Genomic DNA, 20,945 nt, shown 5'->3' on the forward strand with positions numbered 1-20,945 from the left:
TATGACTATTTTTAAACGTAATTTACTAATAGCAACTGGTATATATATACTTTTTTATCTATCACCAATATTAGCTAATCCTTTCATGGCTTTAAATTTATTAGAAGCAGCTATTGTTGGAGTCTTAATTTTTGGTGGATTCTATCTAAGTTATATTTTTATGTATACTAACAGAAGCAAACTTGATGAACGCACTAAAAATACTATAATTACAATATTGGTATTATTAATAGCTTTATTGATATTTTTTAATCCTTTCAAATTTCCAACTGCATTTAATATTATTGTAAATAGGTATTTAGCAATACTAATTCTTCTGCTAATATTAATTTTTATAATATTATTAGCAAGAAAGATGGATAATTCTATAATCCTAGTTTTACTTTTTGCACCATCGATTATTCAAGGATTACTAATGCGTCTATCTTATAAGGCAATGCTATTTTATATTGCTAATCCTAATTTTAATTTATATTTAATAGTCGCTATTTTTATTGGCTATTATGTTTATAACAATAACAAAAAATAAATGAATATTATAGAAGTGAAAATAGCGTTTAATTTATATGTAAAACTGCTTCTATAAATATAAAAAACTGATAACCTAGATTTTATTTCTAGATTATCAGTTTATTTTTTTATTAGTTATCTATTTCTACTTTTAGTACTTTTCCTGATACAGCATCTACTACCACATCATATTCTAACCCATTTGCACGAGCTTCTACATCATAAACATATAAAGGTGCTCCGTTATTTTGGTATGCAAAGTCATCCTCATACTCAGGTTTGATTTTCACAAAATTAATATTTTGTTCTGGCGTTGAAATTGCTTGTGCTACTATAGAGCGAATTTCTTGTTGTGATTTTGCATTTTGTACATTTTGTTGAGTACTATTATTGTTATTATTATTTTGAACATTAGAAGATTGGTCAGTATTTTGTGAATTACTGTTTGCCCCATTTTCCCCATTGTTACTATTGTTATTATTGTTATTATTGTTTCCGTTATTATTATTTTGATTTATCTGATTTCCGACATTCATTTTTACATTCGAGTATGCTTCTTGAATTTTGGCTCTTTGTGCTGTTTCATACTTATCATATGCATAAGCACCTACCCCACCCGTTACTACTACAGCTATCGCTCCAATAATTAATGGTTTTAAAAAGTTTCTTTTTCTTTTAGTTTCTGTCATTTTTCATTTACCTCTTTTTTCTTTATATTTTTATTATAAATTTCTTTTATGAATCTTAGATGAAGATTAAAATACTATTTTTTCTAGTCATCAATTTTCACTTTTAACACTTTTCCTGAAACAGCATCTACTACCACATCATACTCTAATCCGTTAGCTTTTGCTTCAACTTTATAAACATATAAAGATACTCCATTATTTTGTGGTGCATAATCATCCTCGTATTTAGATTTGATTTTTACAAAGTTAATGTTTTGTTCGGGTACCGATATTGCATCTGCTACAATTGAGCGAATTTCTTGTTGTGATTTTACATTTTGAGTATTTTGTTGTGAATTGTTATTTTGAGTATTATTATTTGAGCTATTATTTCCACTATTGTTATTGTCATTTGAATTAGTTTGATTTCCTGTATTCAACTTAATATTTGAGTAAGCATCTTGAATTTTAGTTCTTTGCGCAGTTTCATATTTATCATAAGCATAAGCTCCAACTCCACTTGTCACTACAACAGCTAAAGCTCCGATAATTAATGGTTTTAAAAAGTTTCTTTTTGTTTTTTTAGGTTGCTCATTATATTGGTTATCATTTTCGATAGTTTCAACATAAGTTCCTTCAATTGTTTCGATTTCGTTGTTATTAATATTTTTAGTCATTTTTAATTTACCTCTTTTTATTTATATTCTTATTTTATGTTTCTTTTATGAATTTCAAATGAAGATTTCATTTTTATCCTTTCCTTTTGATATTTTTATTATATCTTTGTTTCATGAATGCTAAATGAAGATTTCATTTTTATTCATCAATTTCGATATTTTTATTATATCTTCGTTTTATGAACGCTAAATGAAGATTTCATTAATTTTGAATTTCTATTATATTAAAAGCACACCTTCCTATTTTAAAGATGTGCTTCATTATTCTTATATATTCACTACAAATTTTGTTCCTTTTGGTTTATTATCTAATACCGCTATTTTCCCATCATGTAATTCTACTATTTTTTTCGTAATAGATAATCCTAACCCCGAAGAATTATCCTCTGTTGTAGTTCTAGATTTATCTACTTTATAAAATCTATCCCAAATATGTTTTTTCTCAGTATCATTTATTCCTATTCCATCATCAGCAACTTCAAGAATTATTCTATTTCTTTTGGCTAGACAAACTGTTACTTCTGTTTCCGCATACTTTAAAGCATTAGACAATAAGTTATCTATCATTCTCATAATTAAAGCTTCATTAGCATGAACTATGATATTTTCTTCTATACTAATAGATAACTTAATATTCTTATTATCAAATAAAATTTTGTAGTCTTCTAATGTATGTTTTATTTTATCAGATAAAAGAAGTTCTTCCTTTGGAATCTCTAAACGACTATCTAATCTAGATAATTCTAAAATTTGATTAATCATAGAAGTCATTCTCTTACTTTGTCTTTCAATTACATCAAACGATTCTTTAGCATCTTCTACAGAATCTGTATATTTAGCTCCATATTCACTTTCTGCCATTATTACAGAAATTGGTGTTCGAAGTTCATGTGACACATCAGAACTAAATTGGCGTTCTCTTTTTGATGAATTTTCTAGCGTTTCTAACATTTCATTAAAAACTTTACCTAACTTGTGAACTTCATCAGCTCCATTTTCTATAGAAATTCTTTTACTAAGATCATTACTTTTTGCGATAGCATCCGCAGTTTCGGTCATATCTCTTACAGGTTTCAATGAACTCCTTATTATCAAGTATCCACCATACATTATAACTAAAATGACAAATGGACTACCCACACCAATTATTAACGGTAATATCCAACCGTTAATGTTATTAGTAATTTGCACTATACCTCTCACATATTTCCCATTCCCTAATCTAGCAGAACTAGTTTCTGAATCATAATATAAATACTTATTATTATTTACATCTTTATATTCAGAAATAACTCCTAGACTAAAATCATTAACCTTAAAATTTCTAGGTACAGAACCTGCAATGAGATTTCCATCTTTATCATAGACTGATAACGTGACACCATCTTCATATGGGGTAAACTTATCAGATCCGCTTGAGATTTCAGCTACCTCTTCTATCAATTTCTTTTCACTATTTTTTTCAACAACACTATCACTAACTAAAAATGTCCCGACTATCAGTGATCCTATTAATAAAACTATAAATGTTGTATACCATAAAGTGATTTTGAAAGTTAATGATACTTTTCTAAATGGAAATATCGATAATTTCTTAATTTTATTTAACAAAGTATCCTAGCCCCCTTTTAGTGTAAATAATAGTCTTATCTGTACCGTTATCTAATTTTTTTCTAATATTTTTTATAATAACATCTACTATATTAGAAGCCCCGTCATAATCATAATCCCATACATGATTAAGAATCTGATCACGACTTAGAATACTCTCTTTATTTTTCATAAGATATTCTAATACCTCATATTCTTTACCTGTTAATCCTATATTCTCACCATTTCTAGTAACTTGTTTTTTGGAGATATCAAGTACAACATCGTCGACTTGAATAACATTAGTTGCTAGACCATAGTTACGTCTCATTAGAACCCTTATTCTAGCAAGTAATTCATCAAATTCAAACGGCTTAACTATATAATCATCAGCTCCACTATCTAAACCAACAATTTTATCCTCTAAAGTATCTTTAGCAGTTAACATAATAACAGGTGTATGATTTTTGCTCTCACGAAGTCTCGCTATAAACTCATAACCATCAACATTCGGCATCATTATATCGGTAATAATCAAATCATACTCACTATAACTCACAAAATCTAATGCTTCCCCACCATCAAAACAACTATCTACACTATAATTATTCTTTTTTAAATGCTTAGTAATTATTCTATTCAAATCGCGTTCATCTTCAACAACAAGTATTTTCATAATAATCTCCTTAACTAAATTTCTACTATATTTTACTTAATTCACATATAAATGTAAAGGGAGTGACTCAAAATCGTGATTCCTTAAGAAATAAGATTTTGTTGAGCCACTTTGTTAAAATTCAGGTCTTTTGAGGCAACCCTTTTATAATTTCATTTACTATAGATTATAAAGTAAAAAGATGAATCTAAAATGAAAAAAGGAGCGACTTAAACTCAATTTTGTTAAGTCACCCCCATAAGGTTCTATTCACTTTCTTCCAAGTTATAAAGTAACTCGTATAATGCTTTTGCATCTAGTTTTTCTTTTTCTTCTTTGCTAATATCTCGAACTAATTCACCACGGTGCAGCACTATTATTCTATTACCGTATTTTACCGCATCTTGGATATTATGAGTAATCATTAAAGCTGTTAAGTTCTTCTCTTCAATTTTCTCACGAGTAAGTTCCATTATTTTTTTCTGAGTTTTAGGATCTAATGCTGCAGTATGTTCATCAAGAAGTAAAAGTTTTGGAGTAGTCATAGTCGCCATTAAAAGTGCAATAGCTTGACGTTGCCCTCCAGACAACAATCCCATCTCACTATCTAATCTATCTTCAAGTCCTAAGTCTAAAGTCGCTAGTAACTCTTTAAAAAGTTTTCTATCTTCTTTAGTAGTCCCAGGTTTAAAACCTCTAACTTTACCACGTCGTAGTGCTAAAGACATATTTTGTGCAACAGTCATACGAGGAGCTGTTCCATCAAGTGGATTTTGGAAAACTCTACTTATGAATCCTGCTCTCTTGTGTTCTACTATATTACTTACATCTTTTCCTTCTATTAAGATTTCTCCACCATCTAGTGAGAACGAACCCGCTAAGGCATTAAGAAAAGTTGATTTTCCTGCTCCATTTCCACCAAGAATAGTAATAAAATCACCATCTTTTATTTCAAGACTAACATTTTTTAAAGCATGTTGCTCTCTAATAGTTCCAGGAAAGAATGTTTTATCTATTTTATTAATTTTTATAAATGACATTTTCTACGCATCCTTTCTCTTAGCTTTTAATTTTAATTGAGGTAGAGTTAAGAATATAGCAATTACTAGAGCTGAAACCAGTTTAAAGTCATTTGCTCCAATAATATTTAATTTTAACACTCCTACTAACAGTAATCTATAAATTATCGCACCACAGATTACACAAATTAATCTTGTTGTGAAAGATACATCTTTGAAGATTACTTCTCCTATAATGATTGCTGCTAAAGCTACTACTATAACTCCAATCCCACTATTTACATCTGAATAACCGTTATTTTGTGCTAAAATCGCACCAGCTAAAGAAATAATTCCATTAGCAAGCATTAATCCTAAGATCGTCATTGTTTTTGTAGAAATACCTAATGCTGTTGCCATTTTCTCATTATCTCCTGTTGCAATTAAACTCTGACCTAATTCCGTTGAAAAGAATAAAGACATAGCGATAATAATTAATCCAGAAAGAATAATTCCAACAAATACAGTATCATAATGAGTTGGTAAGTTTAATCCTTGAATCTTACTGAAAATTGTATCTTTATTGATTAAACTTAAATTTGGTCTACCCATAATTCTAAGGTTCACCGATAATAATGCAGTCATTGTTAAAATTCCTGCAAGTAAACTTGGGATTTTACAAACGGTAATTAAGAATCCAGTAACAAGCCCTGCTAACATACCTGCCACTATAGAAATTAATGTAGCTACAATAGGGTTAATTCCATTGTGTATACAAATAACACAGACAGCTGCTCCTAAAGGATACGCACCTTCAGTAGTCATATCCGCAATATTTAAAACTCTAAAACTTATAAACAATCCAAGCGATAATATTCCCCACAGCATCCCCTGAGAAATCGCTGAAATAAATAAATCCATCCTGCACCTCTTTTATTTAATATTTCTTCTAATTTGATTTTATATAATTTAGAGCGACTCATAAACAATAATTTTTTCTATTGATTTGATGAGTCGCTCCTTTTAATTATTCATAATTCAAATAGCTTCTTAATAATATAATATCAATAATATTATTTTTTATCTACTACTTTTGCTTTATCTTTAATTTCTTTTGGAATTTCAATTCCTAATTGTTTTGCTTTCGCTTCATTTAGGTAGATAACCCCTTCATTAGCAAGTACGATTGGCATATCTTTAGTATCTGCACCTTTTAATACTTTAGCTACAACTTTAGCTGTTTCAACACCGATTTGATATTGGTCAACACCTAGTCCTAAAAGTCCTCCATCAGCTACCATTGTGTCTGCAGATGGGAATACCGGAATTTTCTTAGCGTCTGTTACTTTTACTACTGTTGCCATTGCACTAGCGATTGTGTTATCAATTGGAACAAAGATTGCATCAGTTTGTGAAGCAAGACTTTCTGTTACTTGTTGAATATCATTTGTATTAGCTACTGTTGAAACTTTAACTTCTAATCCTAATTCTTTAGCTAATTTTTCAGCTTCTTGAGCTTGTTTTACAGAGTTATCTTCACTAGCTGTATAAAGAATACCAACTTTTTTCATGTTAGGTAAAACTTTTTTCATGATTTCAAGTTGTTGTTTAATCGGAGTTCTATCACTAACACCAGTAATGTTGTTTCCTGGTTTATCTTCAGCTTTAATTAATCCTGCTTCAACTGGATATGTAATACCACCCATGATGATTGGTTTATCTTTAGTTGCATTTGATAATGATAAAGTAGCTGGTGTTGTGATACCTACTAAAATATCGTTGTTATCTGTAACTAATTTTTGACCCATACTTGCTAAGTTACTTTGATCACCTTGAGCATTTTGAAGATCAATTTTTAAATTCTTACCAACTTCATATCCTTCTTTTTTCAGTCCATCTTCTAAACCTTTGTAAATTTGGTCAAGAGCTGGGTGACTAAGTAATTGAAGTACCCCTACTTTCACTTCTTTGTTATCAACTTTTTTAGTTTCTTCACCTTTTTTACTAGAGAAGAATCCATAACCTAATACACAAACTAATAATACCGCGAATGCTACAAAAATTTTATTTACTTTCATTTTAATAATCTCCTTTTACTTTTATCTATAATAATATTTTTTGTAATCAAATTTTAGAAGCGTATCTATATAAAAAGACCACTAGCATATATCTAGTGGCCCTTACGTATAATTTTTAATAATATAAAAAACCACCTAGATATTTCTATGTGGCCTCGATTTTTCCATCACAAATAATCCACATAGATACTTACTTCTCACCTGAGAGCCGTATCTATGTTAAAAAGAAACAAGATCGACTCAGTATCTAGTGGCTTTGCCAACGAATATTTAATTGTAGCGTGTCAACTTGATACAGTTTCATAAATCTTTTTTCTCCTTTACGTTTAATTCTTGTTTACATTATAGCAACACTTTTTTTTATTGTCAATATATTTTTTCAAAAAAAATATAAAAATTCTGATAATTCAAAAAATACAATATTTCATTATGTAAAACTATACTACTTAATCCCCTCATGATAAACTATTTTCAAAAAAAAATATTATAAATATATTAACCCAACTTTATTTAATATTTCTGTATTACTTATATTAATTCACATTCAAACTCATTTTTGAAAACCATGAAAATAAGTCGTTTTCATAACTATAGAATTAGTATTTTAAAATTAATACACCTCCTAAACCATTGATAATACTGTTATATATAGCGGATATATTACTTCTTATTAATTGTATTTTCCATGAAAATAAAATTGAAAATATATCAATTTTATGAAAATTTACACTTGAAAATACATTTTCATAGGAGTATTATTAATATATGTTATTAAAAATAAGTTAGGAGAATTTTTATGGATAGCCATTCAGCTATAGAAAGAGAAAAATTATTTAACAAAGGATTTATTACAATAACTACAATTAACTTTATCGTATTTTTAATTTATTATTGTTTTGTAGTTATTACAGCTAAGTATGCAACTGCTGAATTAGGTGCTACTGCAGCACAAGCAGGTTTTGCCGCAGGTATTTATATTATTGGAACACTTGTCGCTCGTCTTTATATCGGTAAGAAATTAGAAATCATCGGTCGTAAAGAAATCTTACGATTTGGTGCTTTAATTTACTTAATTACAACTGCTGCATATTTAATTTCATCAAACATTATTATTTTAGATACTGTTCGTTTCTTAAATGGATTTGCTTACGGAACTATTTCTACTGCAGCAAACGCAATTGTTACAGCATATATTCCTAAAACACGTAATGGTGAAGGTATTAACTACTACGGTTTAAGCACAAGTTTAGCCGCTGCTATCGGACCATTTATCGGTATGTTATTATTACCAATTACTGGATTCAACGCAGTTATCATCTTAGCAATTGTATTATCAGTTGCGGTTACAATTGCTTGTTTCTTATTCCCAGTAAAAAATATTCAATTAGATGAAAAACAAAAAAAATTACTAAACAGTTGGTCATTAAATACATTTATTGAATACAGAGTATTATTCATCTCTACTGTAGCCTTCTTAATAGGTTTAGCATATTCAAGTGTACTAGGATTCTTATCAATTTATGCTGATAGCTTAAACTTATCTACTGCAGGAGCTTTCTTCTTTGTAGTATATGCACTTATTATTACAGCTACTCGTCCATTTGCAGGTCGTATCTTCGATGCTCGTGGTGAAAATGCTGTTATGTATCCAAGTTTTGTATTCTTAACTTTAGGATTATTAATGTTAAGTTTCACAAATGGTAGCTTCATGTTACTATTCTCTGGTGCGTTAATCGGTTTAGGTTATGGAACATTCATGTCAAATGGACAAGCTGTTTGTTTAAAACTTGTTGATTCTACTAAAGTCGGAATTGCACTTTCTACTTACTTTATTGGATTAGATCTTGGTCTTGGATTTGGACCTTACGCTCTAGGTACTGTTCACGGAGTTTTATCATATCAAGGAATTTATATTCTATGTGCAGTTATCACAATCGGAGTAACAGTTCTTTACGCAATGTTCTACAAAGGTAAAGAAGTACGCGTCTTAAAAACTAAAACTAGTCGATAGTAATATTAAAAACTTTAAAAAGTAGTCCTAATGAAGGGCTACTTTTTTTATATAGATTAATTTTCATATTGCATAAAAGAGGTATGAGCATTACTCACACCTCTTCCTCTTTATTTTTCTGGATATCGTCTTGCGACATCAACTAGTTTTTCTTTAATTATCTTCTTAGGATCTTCATTTAGGTGATAACACATTGCAAGAGCATAGATAAGCACGTCTGCCAATTCATCTTTTATCTCTTGAATATTATCTCCTTCCTCATTCCACTGGAAATGTTCTAGTAATTCTGCCGCTTCTATTGAAATACTTTTAGAGAACCTTTCTAAAGTATCATACTTTTCCCATCCTCTTTTTCCTCTAAATTCGGTTATTATAGTTTTTAATTCTTCCATGTTTTACCCTTTAGATTAAGCTATTATTTATTAAATTATTATATAGATTATAAAATTCTGCTAAACTTAGAGTTTCACTTCTTCTACCTGGCTCAATATCACTGTCCACACAAGCATTTTGTAAGTCTTGTTTTTTATCTTTACCATAACTTGAAATTAAGTTATTTAATAAAGTCTTTCTACGTTGTACAAAACATGAACGTACGAATTTAAAAAACTTAGCATCAGTTTCAAATTCGCGAGTTTCTTTTGTCATAATTTTTACAACTGCACTTTCAACATTTGGTGCTGGTACAAATACTTTTTTCGGTACAGTAAATAGATACTCAACATCAGTATAGTAATTTAATAAAATTGTTAATGAGTTATAATCTTTTGTTCCTACCTTCGCATTTAGTCTATTAGCAACTTCTTTTTGCATCATAACTACATAACCATCAATTTTCTCAGTATTCTCGATTAAATGAGTTAAAATTGGAGTTGTAATATAGTAAGGTAAGTTTGCTACTACCATAATTTTTTCACAATCTGACATTTTCTCAGCGATTATCTTATCAACATCAACTTTTAAGATGTCATTATTAATAATCTCAACATTAGGATAATCAGCAAGTGTCTCTGATAAAATCGGTAAAAGTCTACCATCAATTTCAAATGAAATTACTTTTTTAGCTTTTTTAGCTAGCGCTTCTGTAAGAGAACCAATCCCAGGTCCAATTTCTATTACTCCTACATTTCCATTTACTCCAGCTCCATCAACAATTCTATTTAAGATATTCGCATCTATTAAAAAGTTTTGTCCTAAACTCTTCTTAAACGTGAATCCATGTTTTTTTAGTATCTCAAAAGTTTTCTTAGGTGTTCCTATCATTATTTTAATCCTTTACTTATTTTTGTCATTTCATCTAATAAACGTTCTTTAGAAATATTATACATATTAAGTTTATTTAGTAATTGTTTAGCATTGGTATATCCTATATTTAACCTTTCACAAAGTTCTTCTCTTAGAACTTTTGAAGTAGATCCTCCTACTAAACCTAACTCTATCAATATTTCATTACTTATATCATTTTTCACTTCATCCATCGGTGTATAATGATTTTTTATAGCCGCTATAATATCTTCTTTACTCGCAGCTTCTATTCCTATTTTTCCTTTACTATCTACGGCTTTTTTATTTGAAATATATGCATGTTTCGCCGTAGGGATATTTTTTTCTATAATACTTCTAATTCTTTTTCCCGCATAATCAGGATCCGTTAAAACTATTAATCCTCTTGTTTTTTCTAGAAAGATTAGACGTTCTATTTTTTTCTTAGTTAGGGCAGATCCATTAGTTTCAAATGTATCACAATCTATTGCTTCTTTTACCCTATTAGTATCATCTCTTCCTTCTACTACTATTATTTCTTTGATTTTCATTTTATTATCCTTTAAAAAATTCATCAGTCTATTATAACATATTTAGACAATTTTTGCTCATACTAGCACGAATATTTCAAATAGTTATGTAGTTCATGTGTAATTTCATGGTGAACTTTATACTTATAACCATCACAAAGAAAGTTCTTTTTTATTTCAAATTTATCTTTAAGCTTAATTTTCTCTAGTGCTTTTCCTTTTTTACACACTAATATTTCCCAATATTTTTCAAACTTAACCAAGTAGCAATCGTAAGTCTTATCACTCCCATATGAGCCAGCCAAATATAAAAGGCCCACAAGGTCTAATAGTATATGCCAAAATTTAACCGTTTTTCTTCTTTCTAACAAATAAACCTTCTCACTCTTATTAAGATAATTATATAATTCTTCCATAATCCCCACCTCTTTATACTAATTATATCATAAAAAATCCTCTGCAGAAAAACCTGCAAAGGAAATTTATTAGTGTATATCTTTTTTCTTAAAGTTAGCTCCACTTACTTCACTAACTGTTCCAATCGATAGAAAGGCATTCTTATCATTTCTAAAGACTATTTTTTTAAGTTTTGATTCTTCAATACGAGTGATTACACAAAAGATGATTTTTGTTTCTTGCCCTGAATAACCACCTTCTCCATGTAATAGAGTTACACCGCGACCTAATCTGTCTTGAATTTCTTGACTTATTACTTGATAGTTACTCGTAATAACCATAACCGATTTAGAATCATTAAGCCCCTCAATAACGATATCCATTACTTTAGATGCAACGAAGTAACTTATCATAGAATATAATGCCGCTTCCCATGTGAATACAAACCCAGACGCGATAAAGATAATAACATTTATCCCAAGGACCATTTCACCTACAGAAATCGGTAATTTTTTAGTAGCATAGATAGAAAACATCTCACTTCCATCTAACGTACCTCCATTTCTAATAACTAATCCTACTCCTATCCCAAGTATTATCCCCCCGAAAATACATGCTAAGAATGGATCTGTAACAAGTGGTGGAAAATTATGAAAATATGAAGTTGCAAAAGATAAGATAACAATTCCAAAAATAGAAGCGATTGCGAATCCTTTACCTATCTGTTTATATCCCAAATATAGAAATGGTATGTTAAAGATTAGTATGAAAATCCCAAGTGGTAATCCTAAATAATGACGTGCAATAATAGATACCCCAATTACTCCACCATCTAATATATTATTTGGAATTAAGAAAAATTCTAATCCCGCTGCAAAAATTAATGATCCAATAATTATACTTATATATTTCTTTAAAAATTCTATTCTGCTTTCCATTGATTCTCCTTTTTATTTATTTTTTTTGACAAGTAGGACAAAAGTGACTTGAACGTCCTTTTATTGTTACATTTTCCACCTCATGTCCTAGAGGACAAACTTTTTTCCCATAAATTTGGTGGAAGTTTTGCATATTCCCTTCTCCACCATCAGCATGAACATAATCTGAAATGGTAGAACCACCTTCTTTAATTGCAAAATCCAAAATATCAACCAATTCTTTAAATAAACTTTCCTTCTTCTTTTTAGAAAGTTCACTTGCTTTTGTTAGTGGATGAAGTTTTTGACGGTATAATACCTCACAATCATAGATATTACCACAACCGCAAAATACATTTCCTTCTAAGAGTAGTGCTTTTATAGATTGATCCCTATATTTATTTTCTTCCAATTTATTTAAGAAATATTTTTTGGCTTTTTTATCAAATGGCTCTGGCGCAAGATTTACAAATGGTTTAAATTTCGTTATATCATCAATATACCTAAGTTCGCCAAATCTTCTAATATCACTATAGACTAATTTTTCTCCAGTAGATAATTCAAAGATTACATGTTGATGTTTATAATAATTTTTGTTGGTAATTTCAGCTATATCCTTAACTAAAAAGAATGCCCCTGTCATTCCAAAGTGAGTAATAATATATCCTTCATTTAATGTAAAATATAAATACTTTCCTCTACGTGATAACTTTTCAATTTCTTTACCTTTGACACTATCTGAAAAAGATCTAAGTTCCTGTTTAACAATAGCCATTTTACCTGATTTATGACTATCTTCAACAACATTAGAATATTTTATATTTACAATTTTCTTATTTATTACTACTTCTTCAAGTCCAAATTTTATATTCTCAACCTCTGGTAATTCTGGCATAATGCACTCCTATTTTTTGTACTTATTATTTTATTTTAATACAAATATTTGAAAATTTCAAAGAATTCCAACTTTCTTTCAAGTCACAGTATACAAAATTATCAGTTTTTTTTCATTATTTTTCCGCATTATTATAGCGTTAAGGCTTATTATGTAGTATAATAAAAAAGTTAAATGAAAAAAAGGGGTCTAATATTAAATGGAAGAAAAAATGTCTAGACGAAAAAGAATTAGTACACCCTCTTACAAAAACGGAGGCGAACCTCCTAAAAAAAGAGGTCTTAGAAAAATATTATATGCAATTTTAACATTCTTAATACTTGGGATTGGCGGCTTTACCGCATATACAATTTATAACTTTTCTAGTTCTGCTCAAAAAGGGTATAAGAATGTAGATTATCTTAAAGAAGTTGATCCTAACTTCAAGAAATTCTCAGTATTAATCCTAGGTATCGATATGAATGATGATCGTAAAGCTCAGGGGCAGACACGCGAAGATAGTAGAACAGATTCAATGATCTTAGCGACTGTGAATAAAGATAAAAAACGTATGGATATGGTAAGTATCCCACGTGATTCACTTAGTCTTATGAGAGAAAAAGATGACGAACATAATGACAGTGCTTATTTCTATGATAAAATAACTCATGCTCATGCTTATAATGATGTTAAAGGAACTACTAATGCAGTAGAAAACTTATTACATACACCGATTAACTTCTATGTATTAATAAACTTTAAAGCATTCGAACAAACTGTTGATGCTTTTGGAGGAATTGATTTATATGTTCCATTTGACATGGATGAGCAAAATGCCAATGGTGAAGAAAATACTGTTAAATTAACTAAAGGTTGGCATACACTGAACGGTGAACAAGCACTTGCATTTACACGTAGTAGATATTATGATAGTGATATCGAACGTGGTCAACGTCAACTTCAGGCTATCCACGCTCTTATTGATAAAGCAAAAAGTTTAAACGCGCTATCAAAAATTAACGATGTTATAAATATTGCTGGTGATAATGTAGAACATAACTTAACTACAACTCAAATTTCTTCAGCTATTAAGATGTTTATCAATGATGATATCGAGATTGTATCACATAGAATTGATGGTTACGATGTGACTTATAACGGAGTATATTATTACTATCCACGTCCATTGTCACTTCTGTACGCTTCATCTGCCTTAAGAAGTAATCTTGATTTACCGCTTCCGAAAGCGACTGATCTATTAAATATATATTATCAAGGACATATTGCAATCGGACTTAAAGAATATAAAATAGATAATCTTCGCTTACCAGAAACATATCAAGCTACTAATCTTACAATAATGTCACCTGAAGACTTACTAGCAAATCTTCCGGAAAGACTTACTAAAGAAGATTTAAAAAATGATATTACCGTAAGTAATGAAAACAGACCTGATGAAAATGGTAATACTGAAAATAATGCTAACAATAGTAATTAGCAACAAAATAATACAACTACTGCTACAACAAATGCCCATCAATATACTGGCATAAATAATAATCAAGAATAATTAATATCCCATCAAAAACTATTTTTGATGGGATATTAATTATTTATTTGAAAATTTTACATTTACAGTTCCAGTTTCCGAAGAAGTGAATAACTGTTTCTTTTTATTTGAACTATTTGTGAAATTTGACTCATCGTCATTTATTTCAGCTATGATGTCACCTGTAGTAGTCTTAAGAGTAATAGAATTATTTGCAGTAAGATTACTTAAAGTAATATTACCAGTAGTTGTTTTTAAGTTAATATTGTCTGAACTTTCACTAGGAAGATTACTTACCTTAATATTTCCTAGTTTATTTGTTATATTAATATTTTTTATTGTTGATGATGACAGATCTGTATCTCCTGTTTTATTATCAACACTAATATCTTTTAAATCATTAATATTATTTAATTTAACATTTCCTGTAGCAACATTAATTTTTAGAGAATTATTTTTACTATTTAAGTTATCTATATTTAAATTTCCAGTTGCTAATTTAATATCAGCATCTGAAGCTGAAATATTAGTTATATATACATCACCTAGTTTACTATTAATTATAAGAGATTTAATATCTAGATTCTTGATAAAATAATCTCCTATTTTATTAACTGAATTGATATCGATATTAGAAGATTTAGGTATTTTTATAATAAGTTTTCTTTTTTCTGAAAAAATATTGAAATTAATACCAACAATATTTTTATTTTCTTTTATAGACAACTTATTTCCTATGTGCTCTATATTAACTTTACGTTCTAGAGCAGTATAGTATTCTATTTCTATATTTTTAGAAGAAGTATTTTCTTCTAAAGTTACATCAGAATCAATGATATCTATATCTAAGTTTTTAACATCATTAACTGAGACTGAATAATTCTTTTTCTCGGAATTAGAAGAAAATCTAGGTATATGACCATTATTTAAGTAAGTTGCTAATCCAATCAATACTAGTCCAAAAATTATAAAACTAATAGAAATTTTTATAAATTTATTCATTTATATACACCTCTTTTTTGAAAATCTTCACGAAAATTGTTCTAATGCTTACACCATCTCGACGCGATTTTTTATGCATTTTTAGCAACCAATAAATACCAATTAAACCGATCCCTGTATTAACAAATCCAAATCCTAAAGTATCTAAGAAATACGAAATATTTCTTTCATAAATAAGATAAAATGGGGATTTTAATATTAATAAGATTCCACCAATGAAAATAGCTATAATAGTAAGTACAATACTGAATATTATAGATAGAATAACTATAAAAAGACTAGTACCTAGAGCAAATATAGTTATCCAAACAGGAAGTAATAATACGGTAATAATAAAGCCGAGCTCTGTAGGGATTTTTCGTGGTACAAACCTCCATACTAGTTTTGTTTGTTTTTTCTCAATATTATGTTCATCTAAAATTTGATCAACGATGATATTAATATCCCCTAATTGTGATACAGCTTCTTCTTCACTTAAGCCCTCATCAATACGATCATCAATCATTTCTTCGAAAAAATTGAGTGTTTTATACATCTCTTTTGGCGATAAATATGGTTTTAATTTATTTCCCAAAAGAGCGCAAAACTGTGTCTTATTCATGTTTTTCATCTCCTAATATATATTTATGTGCATTACTTATTACTTTCCAGTCTATAAGAAATTCCTGAATTTTATTAAGACCAACATCTGTAATTTTATAATATTTTCTTAGTCTACTATTATGTTCCACCGAATATGAGGTAACACAATCGTTTGCTTCCAAGCGTTTTAAGATTGGATATAACGTTGATTCCGATATAGGAATTACATTTGAAACATCTTTTATAATTTTATACCCATATGATTCAGAATTACGTAAAGTAGCAAGAACACATATTTCCAATAAACCTCTTTTTAATTGAGCTTCCATACAAATATCTCCTTTCACATTATACTATACATTGCATAGTATAATTTGTCAAGTAGTATGATGAGAAATACATTCTAATTATTGACATTTTATTTATAATACATCATAATTAATAAAGTATATTATAAAACTAAAATCTATAGGGAGGTACTATGACGAAGAAATTCATTACAATTAAAGAAGATTCATACGATGAATTTGTTGAGAAAAAATCTACATTTATTACTCATCTAATTAGAATCAATAGCGAAGAAGAAGCTAGAGAATTTATTCAAAAAATGAAGAAAAAACACTACGATGCTACACACGTATGTTCTTGTTATGTATATGGTGACAATAACGAAATTACTCGTGCTAACGATGATGGTGAACCAAGTGGAACTGCTGGAGCTCCGATGTTAGATGTACTAGTAAAAAATGAAATAAAAAATGTTTGTGCAACAGTTATCAGATACTACGGTGGAACTAAGCTAGGAACCGGTGGTTTAGTTAGAGCCTACGGTGGTGGTGTAATTAATGCACTAAAAAATGCAACATTAGTAGAACGAAAAGATGCATTCGAAGTTAGGCTAGAGCTAGATTATAGTCTAAACGGAAAAATAGAGTATGAAATTGGAAAAACTAATTTTATCGTAAACAACCTAGAATATACCGACAAAATTGTTTATACGATATATGTTATGCAGGAAGATTATAATAACTTTGAAAATTGGATTGCTAACCTAACAAACGGCCAATTCAAAATTCTATCATCAAAAGAGAAACAACTAGAATTTGATATTAAATAAAGCTAAGAAGGAATCAGAAACCATATTATACAGTCTCTTATTCCTTCTTAGCTTATTTTTTATTCTTTCTCGAAAATTCTTCTATCCACTCGTTCAAATCGAAAATAGCTTTTTTAACTAACTGTTCTTTATTATTAAAGGCTAAATCTAACCCTTCTACTCTTAGAACTTTTACTTTATCTATTCCTATTACGCTAGATATTCCCCTGACATATTGAACTGCAAAGTCCAGATTAGTATATTGAATATGCTTATCAAATTCTCCCCCACTTGTTATGACAAAGGTTATTTGTTTATTAGAATCATCTAATCCTATTAAAGACTCTACCTCACATTTAAAAGTTTCATTTACTATTACTATATTATCAATATAATCTTTAAATTTCGATACTACGTTAAAATTGTGAAGCGGCATATAAATAAAAACTGCTTCAGCATTTTTCCATTGATTTAGAATCTCTTTTTGCCTAATTTTATCATATTGTTCTTTTTCTGTTAATTTTTCTCCTTCATAATTGAACATAAACTTATCCATGACCGGAATATGAATACTCGGATCATATAAATTAATCTTTTCTATACTACTAAAACCTTTTTCAATTAATTTATCTTCACCAATTTTCGCCAAAATATTAGAAACTCTATGCTCTCCATTATAATCTGGATGGCACATAATCTGTAAAATTTTCATACTTTCACCTCAAAAAATAATTTATTATTAGAAATAGCTTCTCATCTAAAGTTAGACAAGAAGCTATTAATATTATTTGAATTCTGAATAAATAGTATTTATAGTTTTTTCATAATCATCGTTATGAACACCTACGATAATATTAATTTCATCATTAGTTTGTGAAATCAATGCAATATTTACCCCAGCCTCCCCTAAAGCTTTGAACAATCTGCCAGATAATCCTTTTGTATTTTTCATTCTCTCACCAACTGTAGCGATAAGTGAAATTTCGTGAGTAACATTCACTTCGTCTGCTTCAAGAACTGCTTTAATTTTTGCAACTAATTCATGAATAAATGGTCTCACATTACCAGTTTCAACAACTACTGAGAATGAGTCGATTCCACTAGGAATATGCTCAATACTAACATTAAAGTCTTCAAAAATCTTAAGAGCTTTCCCAATTAAGCCAACTTCATTTGCCATGTGACGTTTTTTAATTGTAATAATAGAGAAATCTTTTTTCCCTGCAATCCCTGTAACAATTTGTTTCTCGTCAAGGTGTTTATTATCTGAGATAATAGTTCCTTCAGCAGTTGGGTCATTTGTGTTGCGAATTTGGATAGGGATATCTTTATCACGAACTGGGAAGATTGCTTCTTCATGAAGAACACTTGCCCCCATATATGAAAGTTCACGAAGTTCTGTATAACTAATAACTTTAATTTCGTGAGGATTTTCAATAATTCGAGGATCTGCCATTAATATTCCTGATACGTCAGTCCAGTTCTCATAAACACTAGCATTTGCGATATTAGCAACAATCGCTCCACTAACGTCTCCTCCACCACGAGTCATAATCTTAATTTCTCCATTTGGTCTACTTCCATAGAATCCTGGAATAAGAAGACGATCATATTCTTTTACAACAGCATCAAAAGCTTCTTGAGTTTTTTCAAAGTCAATCTCACCTTGATAATTATAGAAAATTAAGTCTTTAGCATCTACAAAGTGATATCCTAAATATTCAGCCATTAATAAAGCTGTTAAATACTCACCACGACTTACTAGGTACTCTTCATCAATTCCTTTACTAATCTCCGCTTTTAACTTAGCCAGTTCTCCTTCAATATCGAATTTTAAGTTTAATTCATTTTTGATTGCTACGAATTTATCTTCAATCATTTTAAAGATATTATCAAAATTTATATTGTACTTAGTATGTGCATAACATAGGTATAATAAATCTGTTACCTTATTATCTTCTTTATTTGCTTTCCCTACAGCACTTACTACAACAAAACGACGTGCATCGTCTAACTCCACAATATTTTTTACTTTTTTAAACTGTTCAGCACTCGCTACCGAACTCCCACCAAATTTTGATACTCTAACCATCTTTTCTCCTTTTTCTATCAATGTTATTTGTATAATTTATCACTAATATATATTATATAACTATTTACAAAAAAATCAATGAATTTTCTGAAAAATCTAAATTTTATTTCTAATAATCATTTTATTTTATATAACGATTATTTATGAAATTTAGCAACAACAAATTTGTTATCTTTTTCTTTCACCTCAGCAACTAAATTAGTAAGTTGTTTTAATGAAATTTCTTTTGTTTTAACATAGAAGTTACCTTTATATTCTTCTACACTTTCTATCAATTCCCCTGATAATTCTACAGATGAACGAACTAAATAATTTCTTCTAGTCAATTCTTCTGAATAAGATAGATTATTCTTAATTACAACATCAACTCTTGTTGATCCTTCATTAATATCAACTATATCTTGAACAATCGCATTCCCTGTTGGGAATTTCCCTGCACCTTGTCCATAAAACTTAAGTTCTCCAATAAATGATCCATCTAGAGAAATAATATTGTTATTTAGAGGTACTGCCGCTTCTTGAGATTCTTTCCCAAAAATAGAAAGCATTACAGAAGTTTCGTACTTACCATCTTCTACATTTGTTTCTCCAATATATTTAACAGCTAAATCATATTGTTTTAAATAGTCAATATCATTTTTAGTAATATTTCTCATAGAATATGTAGGAAAATCAGGTTGAACATGAATATCAAAAGCAAGTGCATTACTTAAGATAATCTTATTCACGACATCCCCACCGTCAACATCGGCACTTGGATCAGCTTCTGCATACCCTAACTCTTGTGCTGTTTTTAGTGTAGAATCGAATTCTTGATTATTTCTATACATATTATCAAGAATAAAATTACTTGTTCCATTAAAGATACCATATACACGTTTTACATCATCAACACGTCTAGTTCTTTCTAAGTTTACAAGCCAAGGAATCCCTCCACCTACACTAGCTTCAAAAATAAACTTCACATTATTTTTCTCAGCTAATTCAACAAATTCATCTAAATATTTAGCAGCAACAGCTTTATTTGCTGTAACTACATGTTTCCCATTCTCTAAAGATCTCTTGATGAAGTCATACGCAGGATTAAGCCCTCCAAGACATTCAACAACTACCGAAATTTCTTCATCATTAATAATTTCATTAATATCATCAGTAGCTAGATGCATTTTATCACGGCTTCTAGCGAAGACACTTTTTACTTCTATTTTTTCAAGCTCCGATGATTTACCATTAGTAATAATCTCGTACACTCCACTACCTACAGTTCCATATCCTAAAATCGCTATCTTCATAATTATTTTCTCCTAAATTCAATATTTATTTTCAATTATATTTAAAAGTCTAACAAGTAATTTTTTTATGTCAATTATTTAATATCAAGAATTTTCAAAAAATTTCAATTTTTTGATTATTTTGACTGTTTTTATAACCTATTATGGTGTAAAATTATAGTTATA

Annotated in this window: 23 protein-coding genes; 4 read left to right on the plus strand and 19 right to left on the minus strand. The window is 29.1% G+C overall.

The features are described 5' to 3' along the window. The first annotated feature begins 1 nt into the window (after position 1). A complete protein-coding gene (locus tag O3884_RS02305) occupies positions 2-529 on the plus strand; it encodes a hypothetical protein (RefSeq protein ID WP_371451370.1) in 528 nt (175 codons plus the stop codon). A 112-nt stretch (positions 530-641) separates the two neighbouring features. Here O3884_RS02305 and O3884_RS02310 read toward each other — a convergent pair whose 3' ends face one another. From O3884_RS02310 to trpX, 7 genes are all read right to left on the minus strand, one after another. Further along, on the minus strand, positions 642-1,199 hold the full coding sequence (locus O3884_RS02310) for a PepSY domain-containing protein (protein WP_371451372.1): 558 nt from the start codon (positions 1,197-1,199) through the stop codon (positions 642-644). A gap of 83 nt (positions 1,200-1,282) precedes the next feature. Then, positions 1,283-1,855 carry a PepSY domain-containing protein gene (locus O3884_RS02315; RefSeq protein ID WP_371451373.1) on the minus strand — a complete coding sequence of 191 codons (573 nt, stop codon included), beginning with the start codon at positions 1,853-1,855 and terminating at the stop codon, positions 1,283-1,285. Positions 1,856-2,122: 267 nt separating this feature from the next. Beyond that, a complete protein-coding gene (locus tag O3884_RS02320; protein WP_371451374.1) occupies positions 2,123-3,466 on the minus strand; it encodes a sensor histidine kinase in 1,344 nt (447 codons plus the stop codon). Continuing rightward, on the minus strand, positions 3,456-4,121 hold the full coding sequence (locus tag O3884_RS02325; RefSeq protein ID WP_371451375.1) for a response regulator transcription factor: 666 nt from the start codon (positions 4,119-4,121) through the stop codon (positions 3,456-3,458). Before O3884_RS02325 ends, O3884_RS02320 begins: the two co-directional genes overlap by 11 nt. A 245-nt stretch (positions 4,122-4,366) precedes the next feature. Continuing rightward, on the minus strand, positions 4,367-5,140 hold the full coding sequence (locus O3884_RS02330) for an ABC transporter ATP-binding protein (protein ID WP_371451377.1): 774 nt from the start codon (positions 5,138-5,140) through the stop codon (positions 4,367-4,369). A 3-nt stretch (positions 5,141-5,143) separates the two neighbouring features. Beyond that, entirely contained in the window at positions 5,144-6,019 is an 876-nt protein-coding gene (locus O3884_RS02335; protein WP_371451378.1) for an ABC transporter permease, read from the minus strand. Between the two features lie 152 nt (positions 6,020-6,171). Continuing rightward, positions 6,172-7,176, minus strand: coding sequence for a tryptophan ABC transporter substrate-binding protein (gene trpX / locus O3884_RS02340; RefSeq protein WP_003143973.1), 1,005 nt, complete (start codon positions 7,174-7,176; stop codon positions 6,172-6,174). Positions 7,177-7,972: 796 nt separating this feature from the next. Between trpX and O3884_RS02345 the strand changes: the two genes are divergently transcribed. Next, a complete protein-coding gene (locus O3884_RS02345; protein WP_371451380.1) occupies positions 7,973-9,187 on the plus strand; it encodes an MFS transporter in 1,215 nt (404 codons plus the stop codon). Positions 9,188-9,297: 110 nt separating this feature from the next. On the opposite strand, the gene O3884_RS02350 is transcribed toward O3884_RS02345, so the two are convergent. The 6 genes from O3884_RS02350 to mutM form a co-directional block, all read right to left on the minus strand. Continuing rightward, complete coding sequence (locus O3884_RS02350) at positions 9,298-9,579, minus strand: nucleotide pyrophosphohydrolase (RefSeq protein WP_294683026.1); 282 nt, start codon at positions 9,577-9,579, stop codon at positions 9,298-9,300. A gap of 10 nt (positions 9,580-9,589) precedes the next feature. Next, entirely contained in the window at positions 9,590-10,450 is an 861-nt protein-coding gene (rsmA, locus tag O3884_RS02355) for a 16S rRNA (adenine(1518)-N(6)/adenine(1519)-N(6))-dimethyltransferase RsmA (protein WP_371451382.1), read from the minus strand. Next, on the minus strand, positions 10,450-11,001 hold the full coding sequence (gene rnmV, locus O3884_RS02360) for a ribonuclease M5 (protein ID WP_060913534.1): 552 nt from the start codon (positions 10,999-11,001) through the stop codon (positions 10,450-10,452). Before rnmV ends, rsmA begins: the two co-directional genes overlap by 1 nt. Before the next feature lie 62 nt (positions 11,002-11,063). Continuing rightward, on the minus strand, positions 11,064-11,396 hold the full coding sequence (locus O3884_RS02365; protein ID WP_371451385.1) for a hypothetical protein: 333 nt from the start codon (positions 11,394-11,396) through the stop codon (positions 11,064-11,066). A 69-nt stretch (positions 11,397-11,465) separates the two neighbouring features. Then, the gene (locus O3884_RS02370) at positions 11,466-12,314 is read right to left on the minus strand and encodes a YitT family protein (RefSeq protein WP_371451386.1); all 849 of its coding nucleotides are present in this window, start codon (positions 12,312-12,314) and stop codon (positions 11,466-11,468) included. Between the two features lie 16 nt (positions 12,315-12,330). Beyond that, the gene (gene mutM, locus O3884_RS02375) at positions 12,331-13,188 is read right to left on the minus strand and encodes a bifunctional DNA-formamidopyrimidine glycosylase/DNA-(apurinic or apyrimidinic site) lyase (protein WP_371451388.1); all 858 of its coding nucleotides are present in this window, start codon (positions 13,186-13,188) and stop codon (positions 12,331-12,333) included. A 199-nt stretch (positions 13,189-13,387) separates the two neighbouring features. Between mutM and O3884_RS02380 the strand changes: the two genes are divergently transcribed. Continuing rightward, on the plus strand, positions 13,388-14,665 hold the full coding sequence (locus tag O3884_RS02380) for an LCP family protein (RefSeq protein WP_371451389.1): 1,278 nt from the start codon (positions 13,388-13,390) through the stop codon (positions 14,663-14,665). A gap of 111 nt (positions 14,666-14,776) precedes the next feature. Here the strand turns inward: O3884_RS02380 and O3884_RS02385 are convergent, their stop codons facing one another. From O3884_RS02385 to O3884_RS02395, 3 genes are read right to left on the minus strand one after another with little or no spacing between them, the layout of a single operon-like run. After that, positions 14,777-15,718, minus strand: a complete 942-nt coding sequence (locus tag O3884_RS02385; protein ID WP_371451391.1) for a DUF4097 family beta strand repeat-containing protein — start codon at positions 15,716-15,718, stop codon at positions 14,777-14,779. Continuing rightward, positions 15,711-16,319: a DUF1700 domain-containing protein gene (locus O3884_RS02390; protein ID WP_371451393.1), complete on the minus strand. Its 609-nt coding sequence runs from the start codon at positions 16,317-16,319 to the stop codon at positions 15,711-15,713. Before O3884_RS02390 ends, O3884_RS02385 begins: the two co-directional genes overlap by 8 nt. After that, positions 16,312-16,629 carry a PadR family transcriptional regulator gene (locus O3884_RS02395; protein ID WP_040464235.1) on the minus strand — a complete coding sequence of 106 codons (318 nt, stop codon included), beginning with the start codon at positions 16,627-16,629 and terminating at the stop codon, positions 16,312-16,314. Before O3884_RS02395 ends, O3884_RS02390 begins: the two co-directional genes overlap by 8 nt. Positions 16,630-16,781: 152 nt before the next feature. On the opposite strand from O3884_RS02395, the gene O3884_RS02400 reads away from it, so the two are divergent. Beyond that, positions 16,782-17,417, plus strand: coding sequence for a YigZ family protein (locus tag O3884_RS02400; RefSeq protein WP_371451395.1), 636 nt, complete (start codon positions 16,782-16,784; stop codon positions 17,415-17,417). A 52-nt stretch (positions 17,418-17,469) separates the two neighbouring features. Here the strand turns inward: O3884_RS02400 and O3884_RS02405 are convergent, their stop codons facing one another. The 3 genes from O3884_RS02405 to O3884_RS02415 all read right to left on the minus strand — a co-directional run bounded on the left by O3884_RS02405 (position 17,470) and on the right by O3884_RS02415 (position 20,780). Beyond that, positions 17,470-18,108 (minus strand): NAD(P)H-dependent oxidoreductase, encoded by a 639-nt coding sequence (locus O3884_RS02405; protein ID WP_371451397.1) that lies wholly within the window; start codon positions 18,106-18,108, stop codon positions 17,470-17,472. Between the two features lie 72 nt (positions 18,109-18,180). Next, the gene (locus tag O3884_RS02410) at positions 18,181-19,488 is read right to left on the minus strand and encodes an aspartate kinase (RefSeq protein ID WP_371451399.1); all 1,308 of its coding nucleotides are present in this window, start codon (positions 19,486-19,488) and stop codon (positions 18,181-18,183) included. Positions 19,489-19,625: 137 nt separating this feature from the next. Continuing rightward, the gene (locus O3884_RS02415; protein WP_371451401.1) at positions 19,626-20,780 is read right to left on the minus strand and encodes a homoserine dehydrogenase; all 1,155 of its coding nucleotides are present in this window, start codon (positions 20,778-20,780) and stop codon (positions 19,626-19,628) included. Positions 20,781-20,945: the final 165 nt, after the last annotated feature.

This window comes from Gemella sp. 20925_1_85 (assembly GCF_041433735.1).
Taxonomy (GTDB): Bacteria; Bacillota; Bacilli; order Staphylococcales; family Gemellaceae; genus Gemella.

Bases quoted from the DNA above. Each gene is read 5' to 3' on its own strand.
- O3884_RS02305 (WP_371451370.1), top strand. From the start codon at position 2: ATGACTATTTTTAAACGTAATTTACTAATAGCAACTGGTATATATATA.
- O3884_RS02310 (WP_371451372.1), bottom strand. From the start codon at position 1,199: ATGACAGAAACTAAAAGAAAAAGAAACTTTTTAAAACCATTAATTATT.
- O3884_RS02315 (WP_371451373.1), bottom strand. From the start codon at position 1,855: ATGACTAAAAATATTAATAACAACGAAATCGAAACAATTGAAGGAACT.
- O3884_RS02325 (WP_371451375.1), bottom strand. From the start codon at position 4,121: ATGAAAATACTTGTTGTTGAAGATGAACGCGATTTGAATAGAATAATT.
- O3884_RS02330 (WP_371451377.1), bottom strand. From the start codon at position 5,140: ATGTCATTTATAAAAATTAATAAAATAGATAAAACATTCTTTCCTGGA.
- O3884_RS02335 (WP_371451378.1), bottom strand. From the start codon at position 6,019: ATGGATTTATTTATTTCAGCGATTTCTCAGGGGATGCTGTGGGGAATA.
- trpX (WP_003143973.1), bottom strand. From the start codon at position 7,176: ATGAAAGTAAATAAAATTTTTGTAGCATTCGCGGTATTATTAGTTTGT.
- O3884_RS02345 (WP_371451380.1), top strand. From the start codon at position 7,973: ATGGATAGCCATTCAGCTATAGAAAGAGAAAAATTATTTAACAAAGGA.
- O3884_RS02350 (WP_294683026.1), bottom strand. From the start codon at position 9,579: ATGGAAGAATTAAAAACTATAATAACCGAATTTAGAGGAAAAAGAGGA.
- rsmA (WP_371451382.1), bottom strand. From the start codon at position 10,450: ATGATAGGAACACCTAAGAAAACTTTTGAGATACTAAAAAAACATGGA.
- rnmV (WP_060913534.1), bottom strand. From the start codon at position 11,001: ATGAAAATCAAAGAAATAATAGTAGTAGAAGGAAGAGATGATACTAAT.
- O3884_RS02365 (WP_371451385.1), bottom strand. From the start codon at position 11,396: ATGGAAGAATTATATAATTATCTTAATAAGAGTGAGAAGGTTTATTTG.
- O3884_RS02370 (WP_371451386.1), bottom strand. From the start codon at position 12,314: ATGGAAAGCAGAATAGAATTTTTAAAGAAATATATAAGTATAATTATT.
- mutM (WP_371451388.1), bottom strand. From the start codon at position 13,188: ATGCCAGAATTACCAGAGGTTGAGAATATAAAATTTGGACTTGAAGAA.
- O3884_RS02380 (WP_371451389.1), top strand. From the start codon at position 13,388: ATGGAAGAAAAAATGTCTAGACGAAAAAGAATTAGTACACCCTCTTAC.
- O3884_RS02385 (WP_371451391.1), bottom strand. From the start codon at position 15,718: ATGAATAAATTTATAAAAATTTCTATTAGTTTTATAATTTTTGGACTA.
- O3884_RS02390 (WP_371451393.1), bottom strand. From the start codon at position 16,319: ATGAATAAGACACAGTTTTGCGCTCTTTTGGGAAATAAATTAAAACCA.
- O3884_RS02395 (WP_040464235.1), bottom strand. From the start codon at position 16,629: ATGGAAGCTCAATTAAAAAGAGGTTTATTGGAAATATGTGTTCTTGCT.
- O3884_RS02400 (WP_371451395.1), top strand. From the start codon at position 16,782: ATGACGAAGAAATTCATTACAATTAAAGAAGATTCATACGATGAATTT.
- O3884_RS02405 (WP_371451397.1), bottom strand. From the start codon at position 18,108: ATGAAAATTTTACAGATTATGTGCCATCCAGATTATAATGGAGAGCAT.
- O3884_RS02410 (WP_371451399.1), bottom strand. From the start codon at position 19,488: ATGGTTAGAGTATCAAAATTTGGTGGGAGTTCGGTAGCGAGTGCTGAA.
- O3884_RS02415 (WP_371451401.1), bottom strand. From the start codon at position 20,780: ATGAAGATAGCGATTTTAGGATATGGAACTGTAGGTAGTGGAGTGTAC.